This window comes from Mesorhizobium sp. WSM1497 (assembly GCF_001672455.2).
Classification (GTDB): Bacteria; Pseudomonadota; Alphaproteobacteria; order Rhizobiales; family Rhizobiaceae; genus Mesorhizobium; species Mesorhizobium ciceri.
The window spans coordinates 791,241-812,920 of sequence record NZ_CP021070.1; the positions used below are offsets into that span (position 1 = coordinate 791,241).

At 65.2% G+C, this 21,680-nt stretch carries 18 protein-coding genes and 1 tRNA gene; 3 read left to right on the forward strand and 16 right to left on the reverse strand.

What is annotated here, in order from left to right; genetic code table 11:
* Positions 1-49: 49 nt before the first annotated feature.
* The 7 genes from A9K65_RS03795 to cysK all read right to left on the reverse strand — a co-directional run bounded on the left by A9K65_RS03795 (position 50) and on the right by cysK (position 8,716).
* Positions 50-2,218 (reverse strand): malate synthase G, encoded by a 2,169-nt coding sequence (locus A9K65_RS03795; RefSeq protein ID WP_064992729.1) that lies wholly within the window; start codon positions 2,216-2,218, stop codon positions 50-52.
* A gap of 98 nt (positions 2,219-2,316) precedes the next feature.
* Complete coding sequence (locus A9K65_RS03800; protein ID WP_064992728.1) at positions 2,317-4,359, reverse strand: hydantoinase/oxoprolinase family protein; 2,043 nt, start codon at positions 4,357-4,359, stop codon at positions 2,317-2,319.
* 121 nt (positions 4,360-4,480) lie between these two features.
* Positions 4,481-5,107 (reverse strand): CDGSH iron-sulfur domain-containing protein, encoded by a 627-nt coding sequence (locus A9K65_RS03805; RefSeq protein ID WP_064992727.1) that lies wholly within the window; start codon positions 5,105-5,107, stop codon positions 4,481-4,483.
* A 114-nt stretch (positions 5,108-5,221) separates the two neighbouring features.
* Positions 5,222-5,593 carry a hypothetical protein gene (locus A9K65_RS03810; RefSeq protein WP_064992726.1) on the reverse strand — a complete coding sequence of 124 codons (372 nt, stop codon included), beginning with the start codon at positions 5,591-5,593 and terminating at the stop codon, positions 5,222-5,224.
* A 127-nt stretch (positions 5,594-5,720) separates the two neighbouring features.
* On the reverse strand, positions 5,721-6,077 hold the full coding sequence (locus A9K65_RS03815; protein WP_013528608.1) for a hypothetical protein: 357 nt from the start codon (positions 6,075-6,077) through the stop codon (positions 5,721-5,723).
* A 49-nt stretch (positions 6,078-6,126) separates the two neighbouring features.
* Positions 6,127-7,614, reverse strand: coding sequence for an aspartate aminotransferase family protein (locus A9K65_RS03820; protein ID WP_064992725.1), 1,488 nt, complete (start codon positions 7,612-7,614; stop codon positions 6,127-6,129).
* A gap of 13 nt (positions 7,615-7,627) precedes the next feature.
* On the reverse strand, positions 7,628-8,716 hold the full coding sequence (gene cysK, locus A9K65_RS03825) for a cysteine synthase A (RefSeq protein ID WP_064993010.1): 1,089 nt from the start codon (positions 8,714-8,716) through the stop codon (positions 7,628-7,630).
* Positions 8,717-8,970: 254 nt separating this feature from the next.
* On the opposite strand from cysK, the gene A9K65_RS03830 reads away from it, so the two are divergent.
* Complete coding sequence (locus A9K65_RS03830; protein ID WP_064992724.1) at positions 8,971-10,959, forward strand: transcriptional regulator; 1,989 nt, start codon at positions 8,971-8,973, stop codon at positions 10,957-10,959.
* Between the two features lie 130 nt (positions 10,960-11,089).
* A complete protein-coding gene (locus A9K65_RS03835) occupies positions 11,090-11,269 on the forward strand; it encodes a hypothetical protein (RefSeq protein WP_023814179.1) in 180 nt (59 codons plus the stop codon).
* Between the two features lie 120 nt (positions 11,270-11,389).
* Here the strand turns inward: A9K65_RS03835 and A9K65_RS03840 are convergent, their stop codons facing one another.
* From A9K65_RS03840 to A9K65_RS03850, 3 genes are all read right to left on the reverse strand, one after another.
* Positions 11,390-11,953, reverse strand: coding sequence for a cytochrome b (locus tag A9K65_RS03840; RefSeq protein ID WP_064992723.1), 564 nt, complete (start codon positions 11,951-11,953; stop codon positions 11,390-11,392).
* 196 nt (positions 11,954-12,149) lie between these two features.
* Entirely contained in the window at positions 12,150-12,458 is a 309-nt protein-coding gene (locus tag A9K65_RS03845) for a UBP-type zinc finger domain-containing protein (RefSeq protein ID WP_027161196.1), read from the reverse strand.
* Positions 12,455-14,140: an FAD-dependent oxidoreductase gene (locus A9K65_RS03850; protein WP_064992722.1), complete on the reverse strand. Its 1,686-nt coding sequence runs from the start codon at positions 14,138-14,140 to the stop codon at positions 12,455-12,457. The genes A9K65_RS03845 and A9K65_RS03850 overlap by 4 nt, the downstream gene beginning before the upstream one ends.
* Before the next feature lie 258 nt (positions 14,141-14,398).
* Here A9K65_RS03850 and A9K65_RS03855 point away from each other — a divergent pair, with 258 nt between their 5' ends.
* Positions 14,399-15,565 carry a hypothetical protein gene (locus A9K65_RS03855; RefSeq protein WP_064992721.1) on the forward strand — a complete coding sequence of 389 codons (1,167 nt, stop codon included), beginning with the start codon at positions 14,399-14,401 and terminating at the stop codon, positions 15,563-15,565.
* A gap of 187 nt (positions 15,566-15,752) precedes the next feature.
* On the opposite strand, the gene A9K65_RS03860 is transcribed toward A9K65_RS03855, so the two are convergent.
* The 6 genes from A9K65_RS03860 to mepA form a co-directional block, all read right to left on the reverse strand.
* Positions 15,753-15,837: transfer RNA gene (locus A9K65_RS03860), tRNA-Leu, on the reverse strand.
* Between the two features lie 73 nt (positions 15,838-15,910).
* The gene (locus A9K65_RS03865) at positions 15,911-16,531 is read right to left on the reverse strand and encodes a 2,3-bisphosphoglycerate-dependent phosphoglycerate mutase (RefSeq protein WP_013528615.1); all 621 of its coding nucleotides are present in this window, start codon (positions 16,529-16,531) and stop codon (positions 15,911-15,913) included.
* A 33-nt stretch (positions 16,532-16,564) separates the two neighbouring features.
* Positions 16,565-17,407 (reverse strand): 4-hydroxy-tetrahydrodipicolinate reductase, encoded by an 843-nt coding sequence (dapB, locus tag A9K65_RS03870; protein WP_024502174.1) that lies wholly within the window; start codon positions 17,405-17,407, stop codon positions 16,565-16,567.
* Positions 17,404-19,275, reverse strand: a complete 1,872-nt coding sequence (locus A9K65_RS03875) for an ABC transporter ATP-binding protein (protein WP_024502175.1) — start codon at positions 19,273-19,275, stop codon at positions 17,404-17,406. The genes dapB and A9K65_RS03875 overlap by 4 nt, the downstream gene beginning before the upstream one ends.
* Before the next feature lie 78 nt (positions 19,276-19,353).
* Positions 19,354-20,400, reverse strand: coding sequence for a glucokinase (locus tag A9K65_RS03880; RefSeq protein ID WP_027161200.1), 1,047 nt, complete (start codon positions 20,398-20,400; stop codon positions 19,354-19,356).
* Positions 20,401-20,574: 174 nt separating this feature from the next.
* Positions 20,575-21,663, reverse strand: a complete 1,089-nt coding sequence (mepA, locus tag A9K65_RS03885) for a penicillin-insensitive murein endopeptidase (protein WP_064992720.1) — start codon at positions 21,661-21,663, stop codon at positions 20,575-20,577.
* Between the last annotated feature and the right edge of the window lie 17 nt (positions 21,664-21,680).

Consider the following 21,680-nt stretch of genomic DNA (forward strand, 5'->3'; position numbering starts at 1 on the left):
AAGTCAGGCCGAAGACCTGCCGCCCCATTCACGGCAGGGACTGGCCTCTTCAGCCCTGCTGCGCCTTCAGTTCCAGCCGCCGCGCGTGCAACACCGGCTCGGTGTAGCCATTGGGCTGGACGCGGCCCTTGAAGACCAGATCACAGGCGGCCTGAAAGGCGATCGATCCGTCGAAATCGGCCGCCATGGGCTGGTAGAGCGGGTCGCCCGCGTTCTGGCGGTCGACGATGTCAGCCATGCGCTTCATCGTCGCCATTACCTGGTCCTCGCTGCACACGCCGTGGTGCAGCCAGTTGGCGATGTGTTGCGAGGAGATGCGCAGCGTGGCGCGGTCTTCCATCAGGCCGACATCGTTGATGTTAGGCACTTTCGAGCAGCCGACGCCCTGGTCGATCCAGCGCACGACATAGCCAAGAATGCCCTGCGCGTTGTTGTCGAGTTCCTTCTGGATATCCTCGGGCGACCAGTTCGGCCGCACGGCAACGGGCACCGACAGGATGTCGTCAAGCTTCGCCTTGGGCCGGTTCTTCAGCGCCGCCTGCACGGCGTGAACATCGACCTTGTGATAGTGCGTGGCATGCAGCGTCGCCGCCGTCGGCGACGGCACCCAGGCAGTGTTGGCGCCGGCCTTGGGATGGGCGATCTTCTCGACCAGCATCGCAGCCATCAGATCCGGCATCGCCCACATGCCCTTGCCGATCTGGGCGTGGCCGGCCAAGCCGCATTCCAGCCCGGTGTCGACATTCCAGGCCTCGTAGGCGGAAATCCAGGCGGCCTGCTTCATGTCGCCCTTGCGGATCATCGGGCCGGCTTCCATCGAGGTGTGGATCTCGTCGCCGGTGCGGTCGAGGAAGCCGGTGTTGATGAACACGACGCGCTCTTTTGCGGCGCGGATTGCCTCCTTGAGGTTGACGGTGGTGCGCCGCTCCTCGTCCATGATGCCCATCTTGATGGTATTTTTCGCCATGCCGAGCAGCGCTTCGACGCGGTCGAAGATCTCGACGGCGAAAGCGACTTCCTCCGGCCCATGCATCTTGGGTTTCACGACATACATCGAGCCGGCGCGGGAATTGGCGCGGCGGCCGTTCGGCCCGACATCGTGCAGCGCGATCAGCGCCGTCATCGCCGCATCCATGATGCCTTCCGGAACCTCATTGCCGTCGCGGTCGAGGATCGCCGGGCTGGTCATCAGGTGGCCGACATTCCTGACCAGCATCAGCGAGCGGCCGGGCACGGTCAGCCTGCCGCCGGCGGGCGCAGTGTAGGCGCGGTCGGGATTGAGCTTGCGGACAAAACTCTTGCCGCCCTTGGTGATCTCTTCTGCTAGGTCACCCTTCATCAGGCCGAGCCAGTTGCGGTAGACGATGACCTTGTCTGGCGCATCCACCGCCGCGACCGAATCCTCGCAGTCCTGGATGGTGGTCAACGCCGATTCCAGGATGACATCGGCGATGCCCGCCGGATCGGTGCGGCCGATCTGGTTGTTGCGGTCGATCACGATCTCGATGTGCAGGCCGTTGCGCACAAGCAGCACGGCATCGGGATTGGCGGCATCGCCGCGATAGCCGACGAATTGCCTGGGGTCGGCCAGCGTCGTCGAGCCGGCGCCGGCGCTCAGCCGCAAGGCACCTTGCGCCAGCGACAGGCCATTGACGCCGGCCCATTTGCCGGACGTGAGCGGGGCAGCCTCGTCGAGAAAGGTCTTCGTCCAGGCGACGACCTTGGCGCCGCGTGCCGGATTGAAGGCTTTGCCCTTTTCGGCGCCATCCGTTTCGGGGATGGCATCGGTGCCGTAGAGCGCATCGTAGAGCGAACCCCAGCGCGCATTGGCAGCGTTGAGCGCATAGCGCGCATTCATCACCGGCACGACCAGCTGCGGTCCGGCAACATCAGCAATTTCCGGGTCGACATTGTCGGTCGACACGCTGAAGGCCGGGCCTTCGGGAACGAGGTAGCCGATCTCTTTCAGGAAGCCCTTGTAGGCCTCCATGTCGACCGACGCGCCGTGATCGCGATACCAGCCGTCTATCTGTTCCTGGATGGCGTCACGCTTTGCCAGCAGCGCCCGGTTCTTCGGCGCCAGATCATGGACGATGGCCGAAAAACCGTTCCAGAAGGCGTCCGCTTCGATCCCCGTGCCCGGCAGCGCTTCCGTGGCCACGAACTCATGCAGCTCGCGGGCAATCCGCAATCCGGCGATCTCGATGCGGTCGGTCATCAGGCTACTCCAGATGAAAGGCTTTGCGGGCCTTTGGCATGTCAGGTTTGCCGGGTCAATTCAGCTTAGGGTGAAGGTGGCGTATTTCGCCGCGTCGCTCAAACCGCAATCCTTGGCCTACCCGAGGCCACGGCCACGACATGCGCCTCGATGAACATGCGCTGGGCCTCGACGGTCGAGACCCGGAATTCGGTGGCGACGTCGATCTCGGCGCTGTCGGTGCCGGCATCCCTGGCGCGCTCCGCGACGATGGCGCGGACATCGGCCTCGGCCGCCGCGATTGCCGCTGCCTCGTCGAGGAAATCGCGTACGGTCTCGCCCGAGGCGAGACGAAACAGCCCTTCTATGGGCTGGCTGACCCGCGCCTCGGCCGAAACCCTGACCTGGCCGACGACGGCGCCGAGCGCGTTGGCGACATCGGTATCCCTGGGCACCACGCAGTCATTGCCGATCAGCTCGGCCAAGCCGGCATAGTGCAGCGGCGCCGAGGCGCCGAGGCCGATGACCGGGCGGTCGAGCGCAACGCTCAGGCGGGCGATGCCGGGATGCGCGTCGACCGCGCGCTGCACCAGGGCGTGCGCCACCGTCGCGGCGCCGTCGAGCCCATCCTCGGCAAAGGCGGTCTCGAGGATATATTCGGCCGACCAGCGCGTCAGCGTCACCAGCACCCGTTCCGAGATCGCTTCCGGCGAAGCGGCGATGTTCTGGCCACGGCCGTCACGCTTGCGGGCGAACAGTTCGGCGCCGAGGCGCGCGGCGATGGGATCCCAGTTCGCCTGCTTGCCCAGCACGTGGGCGGCGTCCGACGGGGTGAAGCCGGCGACATGCACCAGCCCGCGCGACACCAGCCGGTTCAGCGTCGCGTTCTGCGCGTTCGAGGTCAAAAGCCTGTCGACGGCGAGCGGCACGGCACCAATCAGCTCGTAGAGCTTGGCTTCGGCGCCGGTCAGGCCGGCGGCGAGCCGGTCCGGCACGCCGGTGCGCACCGCGAAGCGGCCGTCCATACGGCCGGGATTGGGTGCCCGCAGCTGACGCTCCAGCTCTGAAATCACCGCTACGCCATGCGCCATGCCGGCCAGCGCCAGCGGCACCAGGCGGCGCGGCCCGAGCAGGATCCTGGGGTTGAGCGCGCCATCCTCCAGCGCCACTTCGGAATCGCCGCCGAGGCCGAAGGTGCGCATGGCGACGGCCTCGACCATGGTGCGGAAGCCGCCGACGGTGGCGCCTTCCGGATCTAGCCTGGGACGGCCGCCGTCGAGCACGGCGACGTCGGTGGTGGTGCCGCCGATGTCGGACACCACAGCATTGTCGAGCCCGGTCATGTGGCGGGCGCCGACCAGGCTGGCGGCCGGGCCGGACAGGATGGTCTCGATCGGTCGCTGGCGGGCAAAAGCGGCTGAAACCAGCGCGCCATCGCCGCGCACCACCATCAGCGGTGCTGCGATGTTGCGCGCCTCGAGGAAGCCTTCGGTTGCTGCCACCAGCCGGTCGATCATCGAGATCAGCCTGGCGTTGAGCAAAGTGGTCAGCGCCCGGCGCGGGCCGCCGAGCTTGGCCGACAGCTCGTGGCTCGATGTGACCGGCAGGCCGGACTTGTCGCGGATCAACTCGCGGGCGGCGATCTCATGCGCCGGATTGCGGGTGGCGAAGTAGGCGCAGACGGCAAAGCCGGACACCGAGGCGCCGAGTTCCGGCAGCGCCGCTTCCAGTCCGGACAGATCGAGCTTGGCGGCATTGCCATGCACGTCGTGGCCGCCCGGACAAAAAACCACCGGATCGGTGCCGAGCGCGGCCTTCAGCCCGTCGCGGGCGAGGTCGCCCTCGGAAAAGCCGATCATCACCAGCGCGACGCGGCCGCCCTGGCCCTCGACGAGCGCGTTGGTGGCAAGCGTCGTCGACATCGACACCAGCTTGATATCAGCCGGATCGGTTCCGGCTTTCTGCAGCACCGCGTCGACGGCGCCGGAAATGCCGACGGCAAGATCATGCCTGGTGGTCAGCGCCTTGGCCTTGGCCAGCACCTTGCCCTTGTTCGGCCCTTCTTGCGGGCCTTCCGTTTCAGACCACAACACGGCATCGGTATAGGTGCCGCCGGTGTCGATCCCGAGGAACAACGGTTTTGGCTTGGTCTTGGCTGTCATTTTTGGCGGCGGTCCGGCTGGGGAGTCTGTCTGCCCCTGCCTTTAGCCGATGCGGGCGGGTCGATAAAGCTGCGAGCGCTGGGCCAAGGCGGAGATTGGCAGCGTTGGCCGAAGCGCCAACCTACCCGACAAACCCCACTTTCTTGTGCGTGCCATCGCAGAACGGCTTGTTGGCGGAATGGCCGCAGCGGCAGAGGAAGGCGCGTTGCGTACGGTCGACCGTATGGCCGGTTCCGGTGACGATCTCGAGATTGCCCTCAAGCTTGTGCGGGCCATTGGTGGTCGGCGTCACTTTCAGCGGACCATTTCTCGCTTCGAGCGCCGGCGTGTCCTTCAGCTGCGGCTCGCCGGTGGCGGCAAAACCGGATTTGTTGTGGCTGCCGTCGCAGAACGGCTTGCTTTCCGAAGCGCCGCAGCGGCAGAGCGTGGCACGATAAGAAGTCTCGCCGTCGAGAACGATTTCGGCGTGTACTGCCAGCGGGCCGTTTTCCCGCAGCCGCACCGTGTTGACCACTGGTGCTTGCTCCTGCGGCCCGCCATCCTTCCTGACATAGGTGATGGCGCCCGACGGGCAGCTTTCGGCGATGGCCACGATCTTCTCGACGCTGGCCGCCTCGGGATGGATCCATTGGCCCGGCGCGTTGGGCACGAAGACGTGCGGATCGCCGAGCACGCAGTTGCGCGAATGGATGCAGCGCTTGCCGGAAAACCCGACGTCGATCTTGTCGCTTTCGACCATGCCGGCCATAGCTGAGCTCCTTTTGCCTGAAGCACGTCGCGTCTGAACAGTTCGAGGCGGCGCGCGCTGGGTATTTGCACAGGCTATGGCTCCGGCCCGAAGACCGTCAAGCTGGCAAACCGGTCAGGGGACCAGTTCGATCTCCTCGGTCTCGCCGCCGCTGCAGGTGTAGCAGCAATCCTCGCATTTTTCCTTGTTGCCGGGGCCGACGCCCCAATAGGTGCCCTCGTCACCATCGACCCAGGCGCCGTAACAGATCGATTCCCCGGCGTTGCAGGATATCGGCAGCTGCTTGGTCTCGCCGTCGTCGAGGTAGAAGTCCTTGTCATCGCCCGGCCAGACATAGTCGCGGTCCTGGCTGTAGAGTTCGACGCGCATGGCGTTGGGGTGGCCGTTCTTGATGGCAAAGGTGACATCGTCGGCACGCGCCGCCGGCACGAGCAGCATGAGGAGAGACAGCGCGGCCAGCACGCGGCGCGCATAGGCATGAAACATGAGTAACCCCCTGAATAAGCGGCCCACCCGGCCGCGGGGCGACCATCGCACGCAGCGCTGAATCGCGGAAGTGGACCGGACGAGCCGATCCCTGACTTAATTTGGGTCCAACGAAACCTTGCGCGCTCTACGGCACCAGATCGATCGTCTCTGTCGAGTGTTCCACGCAGATGAAGCAGCAGGTGTCGCAAGGCTGGTCATTGTCCGGCCCGACGCCGGCCGAGAGGCTGTCATTGCCGTCGGCCCAGGCGCCATAGCAGATATGTTCGCCCTGATTGCAGGAGAACGGCACGGATTTCTGCGACCGAGGGGCGATCAGGAACACCTTGTCGTTGCCCGGCCAGACCGTCTCGCGGTCGCGGCTGAACAGCTCGACCGCGACTGCTTCCTTGCGCAGGTTCTTGACGAAGAAGGCCATGTCGGCGGCCTGCGCCGAGGCGGTGAAGACCAGCGCCGCCAGTGCAACCATACGAAACAGCGTCACGGCCTGGATCTCCCGAATCACCGCGGCAGAATCGCATGCCTGCCCGCAACTAGGAAGGTGCGGAACCCTGCGTCGCGATCTCATGCCCCAGCCGCACCGTTTCACGCACCAGCAGGTCGAGATCCTCGCGCCGTGTGCGATGATTGGTGATCGCCACGCGCAACCAGTGCTCGCCATGCACCGTGGTGTCCGAAAGGGCCGCAATGCCCTGTTCCTGCAGCCGCAGCATGATCTCCGTGTTGAGCGCCTTCAGAGCCTCGCCTGTCAGACCGGGCTGATAGCGGAAGCAGACGATGTTGACGGTCGGCGATGCCGCCAGCTGCAGCCGCGGCGCGGCCTCGATCAAGCCGGCAAGATAGACGGCCTGGGCAATGTTCTGGTCGATCAGGCGGCCGAATTTCTCGACACCGTGCTCCTTCAGCGCCATCCACACCTTCAGCGCGCGAAAACCGCGCGACGTCTGCAGGCCGTAGTCGTGCAGCCATTCGCCGGAAGCGAGGCCGCGCGGCGTCGATTCCAGATATTCCGGCGTCACCGCGAAGGTCCCGCGATGCGCGGCGGCATCCCTGACCAGGGCGCAGCCGACTTCGAACGGCGCGTGCAGCCATTTGTGGGGATCGAGCGCGACCGAATCCGCCCGTTCGATGCCGGCGACGCGATGGGCATTCTCAGGCGCAATGGCGATCAGCGCGCCGATGCAGCCGTCGACATGGAACCAGAGGCCTTCCTCATGTGACAGCTTCGCAAGCGCCTGCAAATCGTCGATCGCCCCGGTGTTGACGGTGCCCGCCGTACCGATGACGCAGGCCGGCTTGAACCCTGCCGCGCGATCCTCTGTGATCGCCGCACGCAAGGCGGCGATATCGATGCGCAGCCCGGCATCGGTCGGGATGCGGCGCAGTGCCCGGTTGCCGAGGCCAAGTGCCTCCATCGCCTTGCGGTGGCACGAGTGGATCTGCTCCGAGCCGTAGAAGCGCAGCGGCTTTTCGATGGCGGCGACACCATGCTCGCGCACGTCGATGCCGGCCTTGACGTTGCGCGCCACGGTCAGCCCGATGATGTTGGCCATCGAGCCGCCGCTGACCAGCGTGCCGCCGGCAGAAGCGGGAAAGCCCAGCATCTCCTTGCACCAGTTCACCACCTGGCTGTCCATCAGCCCGGCGGCGTGGTTGCCACCGCCGAGGTTCGAGCCCTGGATTGCCGCCAGGAAATCGCCGAGCGCACCGGTGAAATTGCTCGACCCCATATACCAGGACCAGAAGCGCGGATGGATGTTGCCCATTGGATAGGACATCACCGTGCGGGACACCTCAGAATAGACGGCATCCAGCGGCGCCGGCGAGCGCGGCAGCGGCGCCGAGAAGGCCCCACTCACATCGGCCGGCATCTCCCGCCAGACCGGGCGGTCGCGCACATCGCGGAGGTAATCGACCGCATCGTCGATGACCCGGTGCGACAGGGCCTGCACATCGGCCCAATCCAGGGGGTCGAGCGTTTCCTCGGCCAACAGGCCTAGGTTATCTTGCACGGCGTCCATACCAGATCTCCCGTCAAGCCGCCGGGAACTGGCAGCCGGGCGTCGAGCGCGACAGGGCGGTCTCGTCGGCATCCATCTCGGCCTCGATGCCGTCGAACAGCGGCGTCGACATGTAGCGTTCGCCGGTGTCGGGCAGCATGCACAGGATCACCGCGCCAGCCGGCGCCTTCTCAGCGACCTGCCGCGCCACGGCGAAGGTCGCGCCGCCGGAAATGCCGGTGAAGATGCCCTCTTTGCGCGCCAATTCCCTCGCCCATTTGATGCCCTCGGGCCCGGCGATCGGCATCACCTCGTCATAGAGGCTGGTGTCGATCGCCTCCTGCAGCACGTTGGGGATGAAATCCGGCGTCCAGCCCTGGATCGGGTGCGGCTCGAAGGCTGGATGGCTGGCGGCGGGAGCACCATCGACGCCGCGCTGCTGGACCTTGCCGCTGCCGATGAGCTGCGCGTTGGCCGGCTCGGAGAGCACGATGCGGGTTTCCGGCCGCTCGCGGCGCAGCACGCGCGCCACGCCCACCACCGTGCCACCGGTGCCATAGCCGGTGACGAAGCAATCGAGCCGCGAGCCGGCGAAATCATTGACGATCTCGCGCGCCGTCGTTGCCTCGTGGATGGCGGCGTTGGCGGCCGTCTCGAATTGGCGGGCAAGGAACCAGCCATTGGCCTCGGCCAGTTCCACCGCCTTCTTGTACATGCCGAAACCTTTTTCGGCGCGCGGCGTCAGCACCACCTTGGCGCCCAGCATGCGCATCAGTTTGCGGCGCTCGACCGAAAAACTGTCGGCCATCGTGACGACCAGCGGATAGCCCTTTTGCGCGCAGACCATGGCGAGGCCAATGCCGGTGTTGCCGCTGGTCGCCTCGACCACCGTCTGGCCCGGCTTCAGCGCCCCGCTGCGCTCGCCCTCCTCGATGATGTTGAGCGCCAGCCGGTCCTTCACCGAGGCGCCGGGATTGAAATACTCGGCTTTGACGTAGATCGTCGCGTGGGACGGTCCGAGATTGTTGATGCGAACCACCGGCGTGTCGCCGACGGTGTCGAGAATGCTGTCGAACAGGCGGCCGCGCCCGGCCGTGGTTCTGATCTTCTGTTGCTGCAACATCTTGGTCTCCTTGATTGTCATCGCGTTTTGTCTTCACGGGCCGGTTACAAACCGGCGGGTTGGGCGGCGAGGTTTGGTGACCTTGCCGCGCTAGGACTGACATGCCGCACAGCGGCAATGGCCGTATCCGGCGCTGAGATCCGCTGCCGGATGCGCCGTGTCGTGTTTGGTGATACAGGAGAGGCCGACAGGCCAGCGTGGGAGCAGGCGTGGAAACGCACGTGGAATCCACTCGATCGAGGCCGGACGGCGACATGCCGGTCCTTTCCGTGCGCCTGCTCGGACCGCTGATGATCTCCCGCGACGGCGCTCCGGTTGCCCTGCCCGCGTCACGCAAGCTGCGCGCGCTGCTCGCCTATCTGGCGCTGGCGCCGCATCCGGTCAGCCGCAGTCGCCTGTGCGAGTTGTTGTGGGATGTGCCGAACGACCCAAGGGGCGAACTGCGCTGGTGCCTGAGCAAGCTGCGCGGCGCGCTTGACATGCCGGCCCGGCGCCGGGTCTCCACCCAAGGCGATACGGTCGCACTCGATCTCGACGATTGCCTGGTCGATGTGCTGGAGGTCAGCCGCGCCGCCGCGCAAGGGATCGGCACGCTTGACGTCGAGCGCTTGCGCGTGCTGGCCGGACTGTTTGCCGGCGATTTCCTCGACGGGCTGGAGCTCGAGCGCAGCCCGCATTTCAACAGCTGGCTGATCTCGCAGCGCCGCCGCTTCAGCGCTTGCCATGCCGCCGTGCTGGAACGCCTTGTCGCGAGCCTGCCGGCTTATAGTGACGAGGCGATCGCCCATCTCGACACATGGGTGGAACTGGCGCCGTTCGACACGTGCGGACATCTGGCGTTGCTGTCCAATCTGGCCGGGCGCGGCGAGGTCGGCGCGGCCGAAGAGCATCTGGCCGCGGCGGAACGATTGTTTCGGTCGGAGGAGCTCGATTTCGCACCGCTTCGCGCGGCCTGGCGGGCGATCCGTGACCGACAGTCGGGCACCTCGCTTCGAACGGCCTGCCTGTCCACGCTATCGCCACTGGTGGCTACCATGCCCACCGCACCCGGCCCGGTCGAGCCCAGCCACGCCTCGCTGGCGGTGATGCCGTTTGTCGAGGAGAGCGGCGGCACGCGCGGCGGATTGGCCGGCGGTTTCACCCACGACATCATCACCCGCCTGGCCAAGCTCAGGGATTTCTTCGTCATCGCGCGCGGATCGGTGTTTGCGCTGGCAGAGCAGAACATCGCGCCCGAGGATGCCGGCCGCCGGCTGAATGTCGACTATGTCGCCACCGGCACGGTGCGTAGCGCGTCCGGCCGCCTCATCGTCAGCGTCGAGCTGATCGAGGTGCGCAGCGCCAGGATCGTCTGGGCCGAGACCTTCGAGCGCAGGCCCGATGACATCTTTTCCGTGCTCGACGACATCGGCAACAGCATCGTCTCCTCGATCTCGGCCGAGATCGAAACGGTCGAGCGCAACCGCGCCATGCTGAAGGCGCCCAGCTCGCTCAACGCCTGGGAGGCCTACCATCGCGGCCTCTGGCACATGTACCGCTTCACCCAGGCCGAAAACGAGCAGGCGCGGCATTTTTTTGCGCAGGCCTTGCAGCTCGACCCGACCTTCGCCCGTGCCTATGCCGGCCTGTCCTTCACCCACTGGCAGAACGCCTTCCAGCGCTGGGGCGATCGCGACCGCGAAAGCGCGCTGGCGTTCGAGAGCGCCGGCCACAGCCTGCTGGTCGACGACCACAATCCGGCCGCCCATTGGGCGATGGGCCGGGCGCTGTGGCTGCGCGGCGAGCAGGACGGCTCGCTGCTCGAACTCGAGCGGGCGGTCGATCTCAGCCCCAACTTCGCGCTCGGCCACTACGCTTTGTCATTCGTGCATTCGCAGTCCGGCGACCCGCGAGCGGCGATAGGCTCTTCCGATCATTCGCGCCATCTCAGCCCGTTCGACCCGCTGCTATTCGGCATGCTGGGTGCACGCGCCATGGCGCATGTCCGGCTCGGCCAGTTCGAGGAGGCGGCCGAATGGGCGCTGAAGGCGGCGGCGCGGCCCAACGCCCACGCCATCATACTGGCGATCGCCGCGCACTGCCTGGCGCTGGCCGGACGGCTCGACGAGGCGCGCGGCTTCGCCGCCGCCATCCGCAAGACAAGGCCGGACTATTGCGCCGACGATTTCATCGGCACCTTCCGCTTCGAACCGGATGCCGTAGCGCTGTTCCGGCAGGGCGCCAGCCGCATCGGGCTGAACTGAAGCCCGGGATCGCCATCTTGGGGATCGCGTGGGAATTTCGCCTCAAATCCGCCGGGTTAACGAAGTCGGAAGGAGTTGTTTAACCGTTAGCTTCTATGTCACGGCCCGGGGGGCCGACAAAGTGAGTATGATGAGCAACAGCCCCGACAAGCGCAATGAATGGCGCGCCATATTTTACGTGCAGGCTCGCGTTGCCATCCTGTTTGTCCCGGTGGTTGCCAGCCTGCTTATCATAGCGGCGCTTGCCGGAAACGAACGCAAGTCGGTTCCCAGCATGATCGACCCGACCGTCACCGGCTCCGTGCGGTAGGCGCTATCGGTCGGCGTTAGCCCTCTCGGGGAGAGCGCCTTCTGAAGAAAAAGAAGGTCGAGGGAAAGGCCCTCCCGATCAACGAGGGAAGGCGCCATGCGCTTTTCCTGGGAAACCACTTCACACTTTCCCGGACTTGCTCCAGGAGAGCGTGCTTTCCGGCAGCATTCGCTTGAGCACGTCGTCCTTGCGGATGAAATGATGCCATAGCGCCGCGGCCGCGTGCACTCCGGCGAGGATGAGGATCGAATTGGCGCACAGGCTGTGCAGTTCCCTGATGAACCGGGCCGTGTCGCGGTCGGGCGATACCGGGGCCGGGATGGTGAAGAGGCCGAAGAAGCTCAAGGCGTCGCCCCTGTACCAAGTCAGCAGGATGCCGAGAGCCGGAATGGTCACCAGCAGCGCATAGAGCAGCAGATGCGCGATCTTGGCCGCCCATCGTTCAAGCTCCGACATTTCCGTCGGCAGCCCTGGCGTTCCCAGTATCAGGCGCAGGCCGACGCGGATGACGACCAGCGCAACCAACAGCAGCCCGAACGAAATATGGAACCACCAGACGAGCGCGCGGCCGGGATCGCCGCGCGGAAAAAGTTCTTCCACATAGGTCAAGCCATAAAGGCCGATGACCAGCAGAAACACCGCCCAGTGAATGGCTTTTTGTGCGCTTGTATAGGTGGGGTGCATGCGAGCCTTCCAGTTTTGAATGTTTCTAAACTAGCCGCGATCATGTCAAAGCTTTGTCGGGCTCGGATGATCGTGAGCTGGCAGGACACTGGAACGGGTAAGCTGTCAGTTTGCGGACAGTCGGGCATCGAGCGCGTAATGCTGGACAAAGAAAAGCCCGGGCGAACCGGGCTCTTCTTCGGCGTCTCCAGGGCGCTCAAACAAAGCGCGGGATCGGACCGTTCTGCGGGGTCACATCGTCGCCGAGGTCGACAAACACCTCGTCGACATAACACCATGCCCAGCCTTCGGGTGGATCGTAGCCCTCGATGATCGGATGCTTGGTGGCGTGGAAATGCTTGGTGGCGTGGCGGTTGGGCGAGTCGTCGCAGCAGCCGACATGGCCGCAGGTACGGCACAGCCGCAGATGCACCCATTGCGACCCGCTCTTCAGGCATTCCTCGCAGCCGAGCGCGCTCGGCGTGACCTTCCTGATGTCGCGCGTATGTCTGCATTCATCCATCATGGTCTCCCGGCCATTTGAAATGTGTCGGCGTTGCCGCGCGCGAGGTAGGCATGCAGAGCCGCGACCACCTGGGCGCCTTCGCCGACAGCCGCCGCGACCCGTTTGACCGAACCGGCGCGGACATCGCCTATGGCGAACACGCCGCTGCGGCTCGTCTCCATCTGCGCCGATCCTATGTCCGATCCGGTGCGCACGAAACCCCTGGCGTCCAGCGCGACATCGCAGTTGGCCAGCCAATCGGTGTTCGGATCGGCGCCGATGAAGAGGAAGAGATGGCGGATCGGGCGCGTCGTTTCCGCGCCGCTGGCGCGGTTGCGCCAGCGCACGGTGGCAAGATTGCCCTCTTCGCCGTCCAGTGCCTCGATTTCGGTCCCGGTCAGCACCTCGATGTTCGGCTGCGCCCGGATGCGCTCGACCAGATAGCGCGACATGCTGGCCTCGAGGCTGCCGCCGCGCGCCAGCAGCGCCACCTTCCGCGCATGACTGGCCAAGTAGACAGCCGCCTGCCCGGCCGAATTGCCGGCGCCGACAAGCGCCACTTCCTGGTCCGCGCAAAGCCGGCCTTCGATGGGCGACGCCCAATAGTGCACGGACGTCCCCTCGAACCGCGCAAGATCGGCGATGTCGAGGCGGCGATAGCGCGCGCCGCTGGCGATCACCACGCTGCGCGTGCGCACGGTCTCGCCGTCACCGACATCGAGCAGATAGCGGGCGCCTGACGTGTCGGTGGCCGCGCTCAAAAGCTTCGCCTCGTCCGGGATGACCATTTCAACGCCGAATTTCTGCGCCTGGTTGTAGGCGCGCGCCATCAGCGCCATGCCGGTGATGCCGGTCGGGAAACCGAGATAGTTCTCGATGCGCGAGGAGGCGCCGGCCTGTCCGCCGAAGGCACGGCAATCGAGCACGATCGTCGACAGCCCTTCGGATGCCGCATAGACCGCCGCCGCCAGCCCTGCCGGGCCGGCGCCGACGATGGCCACGTCATACACCGTATCGGCATCGATCGGGCGCAACAGGCCGACGCAGCGGGCGAGGTCCTTTTCGCCGGGGTTCATCAGCAGCCTGCCGTTTGGACAGAGCACGATCGGCAGGTGGTGCGGATCGACCTCAAAGCGTTCGACCAGCGTTTTGGCGCAGGGATCGCTGTCGGAATCGAGCACGCGGTGCGGCTGGCCGCTGCGCGCCAGAAAACCCTGCAGCCGCAACACGTCGGCATTGTCCTGGGGTCCGATGATGATCGGCCCGCTGGTGGCGCTCTCCAAAAGCCCGACGCGGCGCAGGATCAGCGCCCGCATGATGCGCTCGCCGAGATTGGCCTCCTGCACCATCAGGTCGCGCAGCCGCTGCGAGGGGATGACGAACGCCTCCACCGGCTCGGCGGCCTGCGCATTCACCAGCGAGGGACGGGCCGAAAGCTGCGCCAGCTCACCGACAAAGCTGCCCGGGCCGTGCGTGACGATCGTCTCGCGCCGGCCGAGCCCGCCGTCCTGGGTGATGTCCACGCTACCCGACAGCACGACGATCAGGCCGGGCGCCACATCGCCGGCTTCGATGATGTGCTCGCCGGCTGCATAGGCGCTGGCCTCGCCGAACCGGCGCATGCGGTCGATGTCCACCTCGGCCAGCGTGGGGAACGCCTGGTCGCGGCGGGCACCGAAGATCGGGTTGGTGGATTGAGCCATGGTTTTGAGCGTAGCGAAGCGGCCGCGGAGTTTGAAGCGGTTTGTGAGGGGACTGGCCGGAAGGGGAGGTTGGCTGAAAAGAAAAAGCCCGGACGAACCGGGCTTTTTCTCTAAGTTTCTGAACCGTCGAGTGGCTCGAAACGGGAATTTGGTGCCCAGAAGAGGATTGCACTCAGAGCCCCCCCTAGCATTCGGAACAAGATTCGACAGCTTCGCCCCACTAGCGCTAGACTAAAGGTTTGGGGTTGGGCTTTAGACATGTCTCGTGTTTTCTTAGCTAGTATCCTGTCGTGCCTGTTGACTGCGCTGGTGGGAACTCCTGCGGCATATGCTGGTTTGAAGTTCCAGGCCGGGCAGACTGATGCCGGCATCCACTATATTTTTGTATCAGGTGATTTCGCTAATCAGGACGACCTGTCGGCCTTTGAGGCGCTGGCACGGTCTAACTCGGCGATCGCAGTAACTTTCCAATCACCTGGCGGGAATATTCAGAAGGCGATGGACCTTGGACGGCTCATCCGCAGACTCGGCCTAAGCACGGCCCAGTTCAGGGCTGTAGAGTGTGCTTCAGCATGCTCCCTGGCCTTTCTTGGCGGTACCGTGCGATACGCCGAGCCGGGCTCCATCGGCGTCCATAAGTCATCCTTCAGTGGCGATGTATCCGTTAATACCGAGGACGCCGTTTCCGGTATCCAGCAGGTTACTGCCGACATCATCACCTATATGATCGAGATGGGCGTAGACCCAGCCCTACTCCAGCTTTCACTGCAATATGACAGTGATGACATACGGTACCTGTCCAGAAGCGAGATGGCGAAATACAGGGTCACCACCTTGGACAATGACGCCGGCCAGCCATCGATTGCCAACCAAGCACCAACGTCACCACCGCCGTTCTCGCAACCGCCTGTTGCCTCTTTGCCCACGACCCCGGAGCATGCCTCTCTTGAGATTCCCCAAGCGCACTCCGGCCGCATCCGGCACCCAAAGGGCGCAGCTCCGTTAAAAGCTCTCGCGGATGGAAGGTCTGCAACCCTCGTCAACGTTCGCAACGGGAGCCCCGTTATAATCCTGGGGAATGTGGCTCGGTGGTACCGCGTGCAAGCCAATGGCCAAGTTGGCTATATGCACGACACCTGGGTCTACGTGGATCAGTATGAAAGCGGGCCATTCGAGCAGCGTCACATACAGGTAAAGAGTTTCGACAACTTGGCGGAGGCTTCGGGCTATGTTCGCTCCGCTCCCATCCCGCTATCGGCCTACCTTGCGACCAATGGATGGTTTGCGGTCACCCTCGAAGACACCTTCGATCAAGTGATGGCCAAGGGTCTCGTGACGGAACTTAAGGCGAGGCGTGCCATCCCTGACGACGCATATATGACCTGGGGCAACACCTACGTCCGCAAAGTCTGCTGCGCTAAGTGATTGACCATGCAACACCGGGACGGTGATGAGATGGACACGGCATCATGGACTTGGGAGTGGTTGCGGAGCTCGTGCTGGTGCGCGAGGTTAGCTTATGCCCGTGTGGGCACTGAGCCGCCAACAGGGGACCCGAGCGGAAACCGCCGAAAGAGCTTGTCTACTTGATCCCGTTGGTAGTCGGGAAAAATGGTGCCCAGAAGAGGACTCGAACCTCCACTCCTTGCGGAACACGGACCTGAACCGTGCGCGTCTACCAATTCCGCCATCTGGGCTGGTGCGGGCTCATGTAAGCGGGCAAGCGATGTGTGTCAACGCGCTTTTTTCGCGGTTGCTCCGTTCGCCGGCTCAGTCGTCCAGCACTTCCTTGGAAGCGACGGTGGAATCGGCGTTGAGCTGGTAGATGACCGGCACGCCGGTGCCGAGTTCCAGCTTGACGATCTCCTCACCCGACTTGCCGTCGAGCGCCATGATCAGCGCGCGCAGGGAGTTGCCGTGCGCGGCGACCAGCACGGTGCCGCCGCGCAGCACATGCGGCTGCAAATCGTGCAGGTAATAGGGCCAGACGCGGGCGCCGGTGTCCTTCAGGCTTTCGCCGGCAGGCGGCGGCACGTCGTAGGAGCGGCGCCAGACATGCACCTGCTCCTCGCCCCATTTCTTGCGGGCGTCGTCCTTGTTGAGGCCGGAGAGGTCGCCATAGTCGCGCTCGTTGAGCGCCTGGTCGCGGATGGTCTTCAGGTCGCCCTGGCCGACCGCGTCGAGGATGTGCTGGCAGGTCTTTTGCGCCCGGATCAGCGCCGAGGTGAAGGCGATGTCGAATTTCAGGCCACGCGCCTTGAGCTTTTGCCCGGCGGCCTTGGCCTCGGCGTGGCCCTGTTCGGTCAGGTCGACGTCGCGCCAGCCGGTGAACAGGTTCTTCAAATTCCATTCGCTCTGGCCGTGGCGCACGAGCACGAGGGTTCGCGACATGTTTGCTCCTTCAGGTTTATGGATCAGGCCGGCTCAGCTGAGGCCGAGCACGTCCCGCATCGAATACAGTCCCGGCTTTTTGCCGCGCGCCCAAAGCGCCGCCTTGACGGCGCCGCGGGCGAAGATGGCGCGGTCCTCGGCGTGGTGCGACAGGGTGATGCGCTCGCCGGTTCCGGCCAGCATCACGCTGTGGTCGCCGACGACAGAGCCGCCGCGCAACGTGGCAAAGCCGATCGAGCCCGTCTTGCGCACCCCGGTGTGGCCGTCGCGGACGCGCACGTCGTTGCCTGAGAGCTCGATACCACGCCCGGCGGCGGCGGCTTCACCCAGCAGCAGCGCCGTGCCCGAAGGCGCGTCGACCTTGTGCTTGTGGTGCATTTCGAGGATCTCGATGTCGAAATCGTCGGCATCGAGCGCGCGCGCCGCCTGCTCGACCAGCACCGCCAGCAGATTGACGCCGAGGCTCATATTGCCCGACTTGACTATCGTCGCATGGCGCGCCGCCGCAGCGATCCTGGCATTGTCATCGGCCGAACAGCCGGTAGTGCCGATGACATGGACGATGCGCGCCTGCGCCGCGTAGCCGGCGAATTCGACCGTCGAAGCAGGCGTGGTGAAATCGAGCACACCGTCGGCCTTGGCGAACACCGGCAGCGGATCGTCGCTGATCGGCACGTTGATGATGCCGATGCCGGCCAGCTCGCCGGCATCCTTGCCCAGATGCGGCGAATCCGCCCGCTCGACCGCGCCGATGACCCGCGCGCCTGATATAGAGTGGATGGCGCGGATCAGCGTCTGGCCCATGCGGCCGGCGGCGCCTACCACCACCAGGCCCATATCATTTGCCGGTCCGTCGGTTGCGGGCGTGGCGCTCATGTCGTGCTCCCGGCGATGCTCTGCGTGTCGATGCCTTGTGACAGGCGTTGCGCCGAAGTCCGGATCGGCGCGCTGTCGTCGACAAGCCCCAGACCCTTGACGCCCTGGATGCGGTGGAAGCGGGCATAGACGCTGTGCGGATCGGCCATCAGCGAGGCGTGCGTGCCTTCCTCGACCAGCCGTCCCTGTTCCATGACGATGATGTGGTCGGCATTGACCACCGTTGACAGCCGGTGCGCGATGACGATGGTGGTGCGGCCTTCCATGACCTTTGTCAGCGCCTGCTGGACGCGAGCCTCGGCCTCGTTGTCGAGCGCCGATGTCGCTTCGTCGAGCAAAAGGATCGGTGCCTGCCGCACGATGGCCCGCGCGATCGAGACGCGCTGGCGCTGGCCGCCGGACAGCGTCACGCCATTCTCGCCGACTGGCGTGTCGTAGCCCTGCGGCTGCTGGCGAATGAAGTCGTCGGCCGCGGCTTGGCCCGCGGCCTGTTCGATCTCGGCATCGGTGGCGCTCAGCCGGCCGTAGCGGATATTGTCGCGGATAGTGCCTTCGAACAGATAGGGCTGCTGCGAGACATAGGCGATGGAACCGCGCAGCGACTGTTTGGTGACCTTCGAGATGTCCTGGCCGTCGATCTCGATCGACCCAGCCTCGACATCGTAGAAGCGCTGCAGCAGCGCCACCAATGTCGTCTTGCCGGCGCCCGAAGCGCCGACGATTGCCGTCACCTTGCCGGCCGCGGCGACGAAACTCAGATCCTGCAGCACCGGAGCCTCCTCGACATAGCGGAAGGAGACGTTGTTGAAACGCACTTCGCCGGAGGTGAATTTCGCCTCGGCGGCGCCTTGGGCGTCGCTCTGCTGCGGCTCGATGTCGAGAAGCTCGTAGATCATGCGCGCATTCACAAGCGCGCGTTCCATGCCGACCTGCATGCGCGCCAGACGGCGGGCCGGATCATAGGCGAGCGTCAGCGCGGTGATGAAGGAAAACACCGCGCCCGGCGGCTGGCCGAGAACGGTGGCCCGGTAGCCGGAATAGGCGATGACGCTGGCGAAGGCGATGCCGGCCAGCAGTTCGGAAACCGGCGTCAGCCGCTCGGAGACGCGAGCGATCTTGTTCGACCGCTGCTCGGCATCCTCGGCGAGCTGGCTGATCCGGCGCGACAGCTCGTCCTCCATGGTGAAGGCCTTGACGATGGCGATGCCTTGCGTGGCTTCCTGCATGGCGCCGATCAGCCGAGAGTTGATCTGCACCGATTCGCGCGTGATGCGGCGCACCCGGCGCATTAGATAGGTGACGGTCCAGATCAGCGGCGGCCCGATCAGCAGCGAACTCAAGGAGAGTATCGGATCCTGATAGATCATCACGCCGACCAGGCCGACCAGCGAGACGGCATCACGCGCGGTCGAGGTCACCGTCATCGACAACAGGTCGCGAATGCCGTTGACGTTCTCGTTGACCTGCGCGGCCAGCCGCCCGGACCTTGTGTCGTTGAAGAAGGAGACGCCAAGCTTCATCAGATGGTTGAAGATGCGCTGCTGATAGCGCGCCACCAGATTGTTGCCGATCCTGGCCATCGTCACCGCCTGGCCGTAGCCGGCAAGGCCGCGCAGGATGAAAGCACCGAGCAGTGCGGCGCAGATCCATGGGATCAGGTCGCCGCGTCGTTCGTAGAAGATCTGGTTGACGACCGGGCTCATGATCCAGGCGGCAAGCGCCGTCGTCGCCGACACGGTCAGCAGGCAGAGGATGGTGAAAACATACGCGCCCCGATAGTCGCGGCCATTTTCCTGGAGGATACGGCGGATGACCGCCACGATCTCTCCCGCACGGGGTTTCGACAAATTGGGGGGCTGAAATGTCAAATTGGAGCGCTTCGTAGATTTCCGCTTCCCGCGGCCGGGCAATTTGGCACCCCTCTTAACGCCAAGCAGCCAGCTTGCCTATGCCTCGGGGTGACTAACTTCGTCGCGCCAGCGCCGGCCCGAAGTCTGGACACCGAACAGCGAGGGGTTCCTGGCATAGGCGGCAAGGCCCAGAAGTGCGGCCAGCGGATGGGTAATGACATACACCGGCATGGTGCGCATCATCGCGCTGTGCGGCGCCTTGTCCTCGAAAGCGGCACGGAAATTGCCGGCTTTCAGCGCCGGCACGATCTTCTGCGCGATGCCACCGGTGAGAAACACGCCGCCGCGGCTCATGAACACCAGAGCAAGGTCGCCTGCCGTGCGCCCAAGGCAGGTGACGAAGGTCTCCAGCGCTTCCTCGGCAACCGGATCGGTTTTCGCAAGTGCCGCGGCAGTGATCTCGGCCGGCGTGGTGAAGGGCGACGGCTTGCCGTCCGCCTTGGCAACCGCCCGATAGACATTGACCAGACCGCGTCCGCACAGGATCTGCTCGCCCGAAATGCGGCCCTCCAGCTTCTCGATATGCGGAAAAACCTCGAAATCGCGGGCCGAGCGCGGACCGATGTCCATATGGCCGCCCTCGCCGGGCACCGGTATCCAGTGGTGCAGCGCATGGACCAGCCCGGCGACGCCGAGCCCGGTTCCGGGGCCGAGCACGACGCGGCCGGCATTGGGCTCCGGCGTGCCGCCGCCGATCTTTTCCATGTGCTCCTCGCCGAGCGCGACGACGGCCAGCGCCTGCGCCTCAAAATCGTTGAGCACGACGATGTCGCTCAGGCCGAGGCTGGCGAACATTTTTCTCGGCTTGACGATCCAGGGGCAGTTGGTCAGTTCGATCTCGTCGCCGTCGACCGGACCGGCCACCGCCAGCACCGCCGAATTGGGACGCACCGACGAGCGATCGAGCACGGCCGCCTGGATCGCCTCGTCGATGGTGTTGTAGTTCGCCGTCTGGACGATGGTCGGCTCGCCTGCCTCGGAATTGGCGTCGAGCACGATCGAAAAGCGCGCATTGGTGCCGCCGATGTCGCCGATAAGGATCGGAAACCGCAACAAAGTATCGTCGTCGCCTGTGCCTGGCATGCTCTCGTCCGTCTCCGGCGCCACCGACGGCCTCTAGCCGTTCTTCCGTTGACTAGCGCATGGGTTTGAAAAGGGAAACGGTTTTCGACCCCGGCGGCGCGCTGAGGCCGGCTGTGCGGCCAAACCGACACGGTTTCGCAAAAATAAGGCCCCGAACCGATTGGGCCGTGACCGTCAGTTTCCTGGCGGCCGCGGTCGCGGCAGCGGCACGCCGGTCTCGGGGGTCGCCGTGAAGGCGTTCACCGTACTTGGCAAGCCGGCGGCGGCCGGCGTGGCGGACAATGACGGCGCTTCGGGTTCGGGTGCGGCAGCCGCGACCGGCACGCCGCCGCCATGATAGGTCGCCGCCTCGGCCGAGGCCGGCCCCGGCGCGTCGAGCACGGCGCGGCATTCGCTCGGCAGGTTCGCCATCGTCATCAGGTCGCGTGCCTTGGGGGCATCCGGGTTCTTGTTGGGCCGCCACGGCTCCTGCGTGAACCACCAGGCCAATGGCTTGCCGCAACCGTCATCGTCCGGCGTCGCTTCCTGCGCCTTGCAGCCGGGGGATCCCGGCTGACAGCCGATGCGCATGTGAAAATGATAGTCGTGGCCCCAAAACGGCCGGATCTTGCGCAGCCAGCCGCGGTCGCCCCTGACGGTGTCGCAGAGTTTCTTCTTGATGCCCGGATTGACCAGGATGCGCTCGACCTGGCTGTAGCTCGCCGCCCGCTTCAGAAGCCTTGTGTGCGCCGGCGTCCACAGCGCGTCCTTCACCAGATGGGTCTTCTCATCGACCATCAAGGTGGCGCTCATCGATTCGCGCTGCGCCATCGACAGCGGGCGGCTGGGCATCGGCGTCAGCCAGATGTCGGCGTCGAGCCCGATCTGGTGCGAGGCATGCCCGGTCAGCATCGGGCCGCCGCGCGGCTGCGAAATGTCGCCGATCAGCAGGCCCGGCCAACCGTCGGCTGCCGCATCGCGCGACAATTTCTCGATCACCGCGATCATAGCCGGATGGCCCCAGCGACGGTTGCGGGACGGCCGCATCACCTCCCAGGTCGGACCGTCCATGGGAATGGCGACGCCGCCGGCAAAACAGCCCTTGGAATAGAAGCCGATCGATTGCGCCGCGCTCGCGGCTGGCAGTTTCTTGGCGCCGAACAGGTCTTTTGCCCGTTCCTCGGCCGCGGCCGGCCGTACGGCTAGACCGGTAAGGACGAACAGGCCGAGAGCGGCCGCCAGCCTGAATTTTTTGCCGAGAGATGGCTGTATCGGTGTTTTCATGAAACCGGATCCCCACC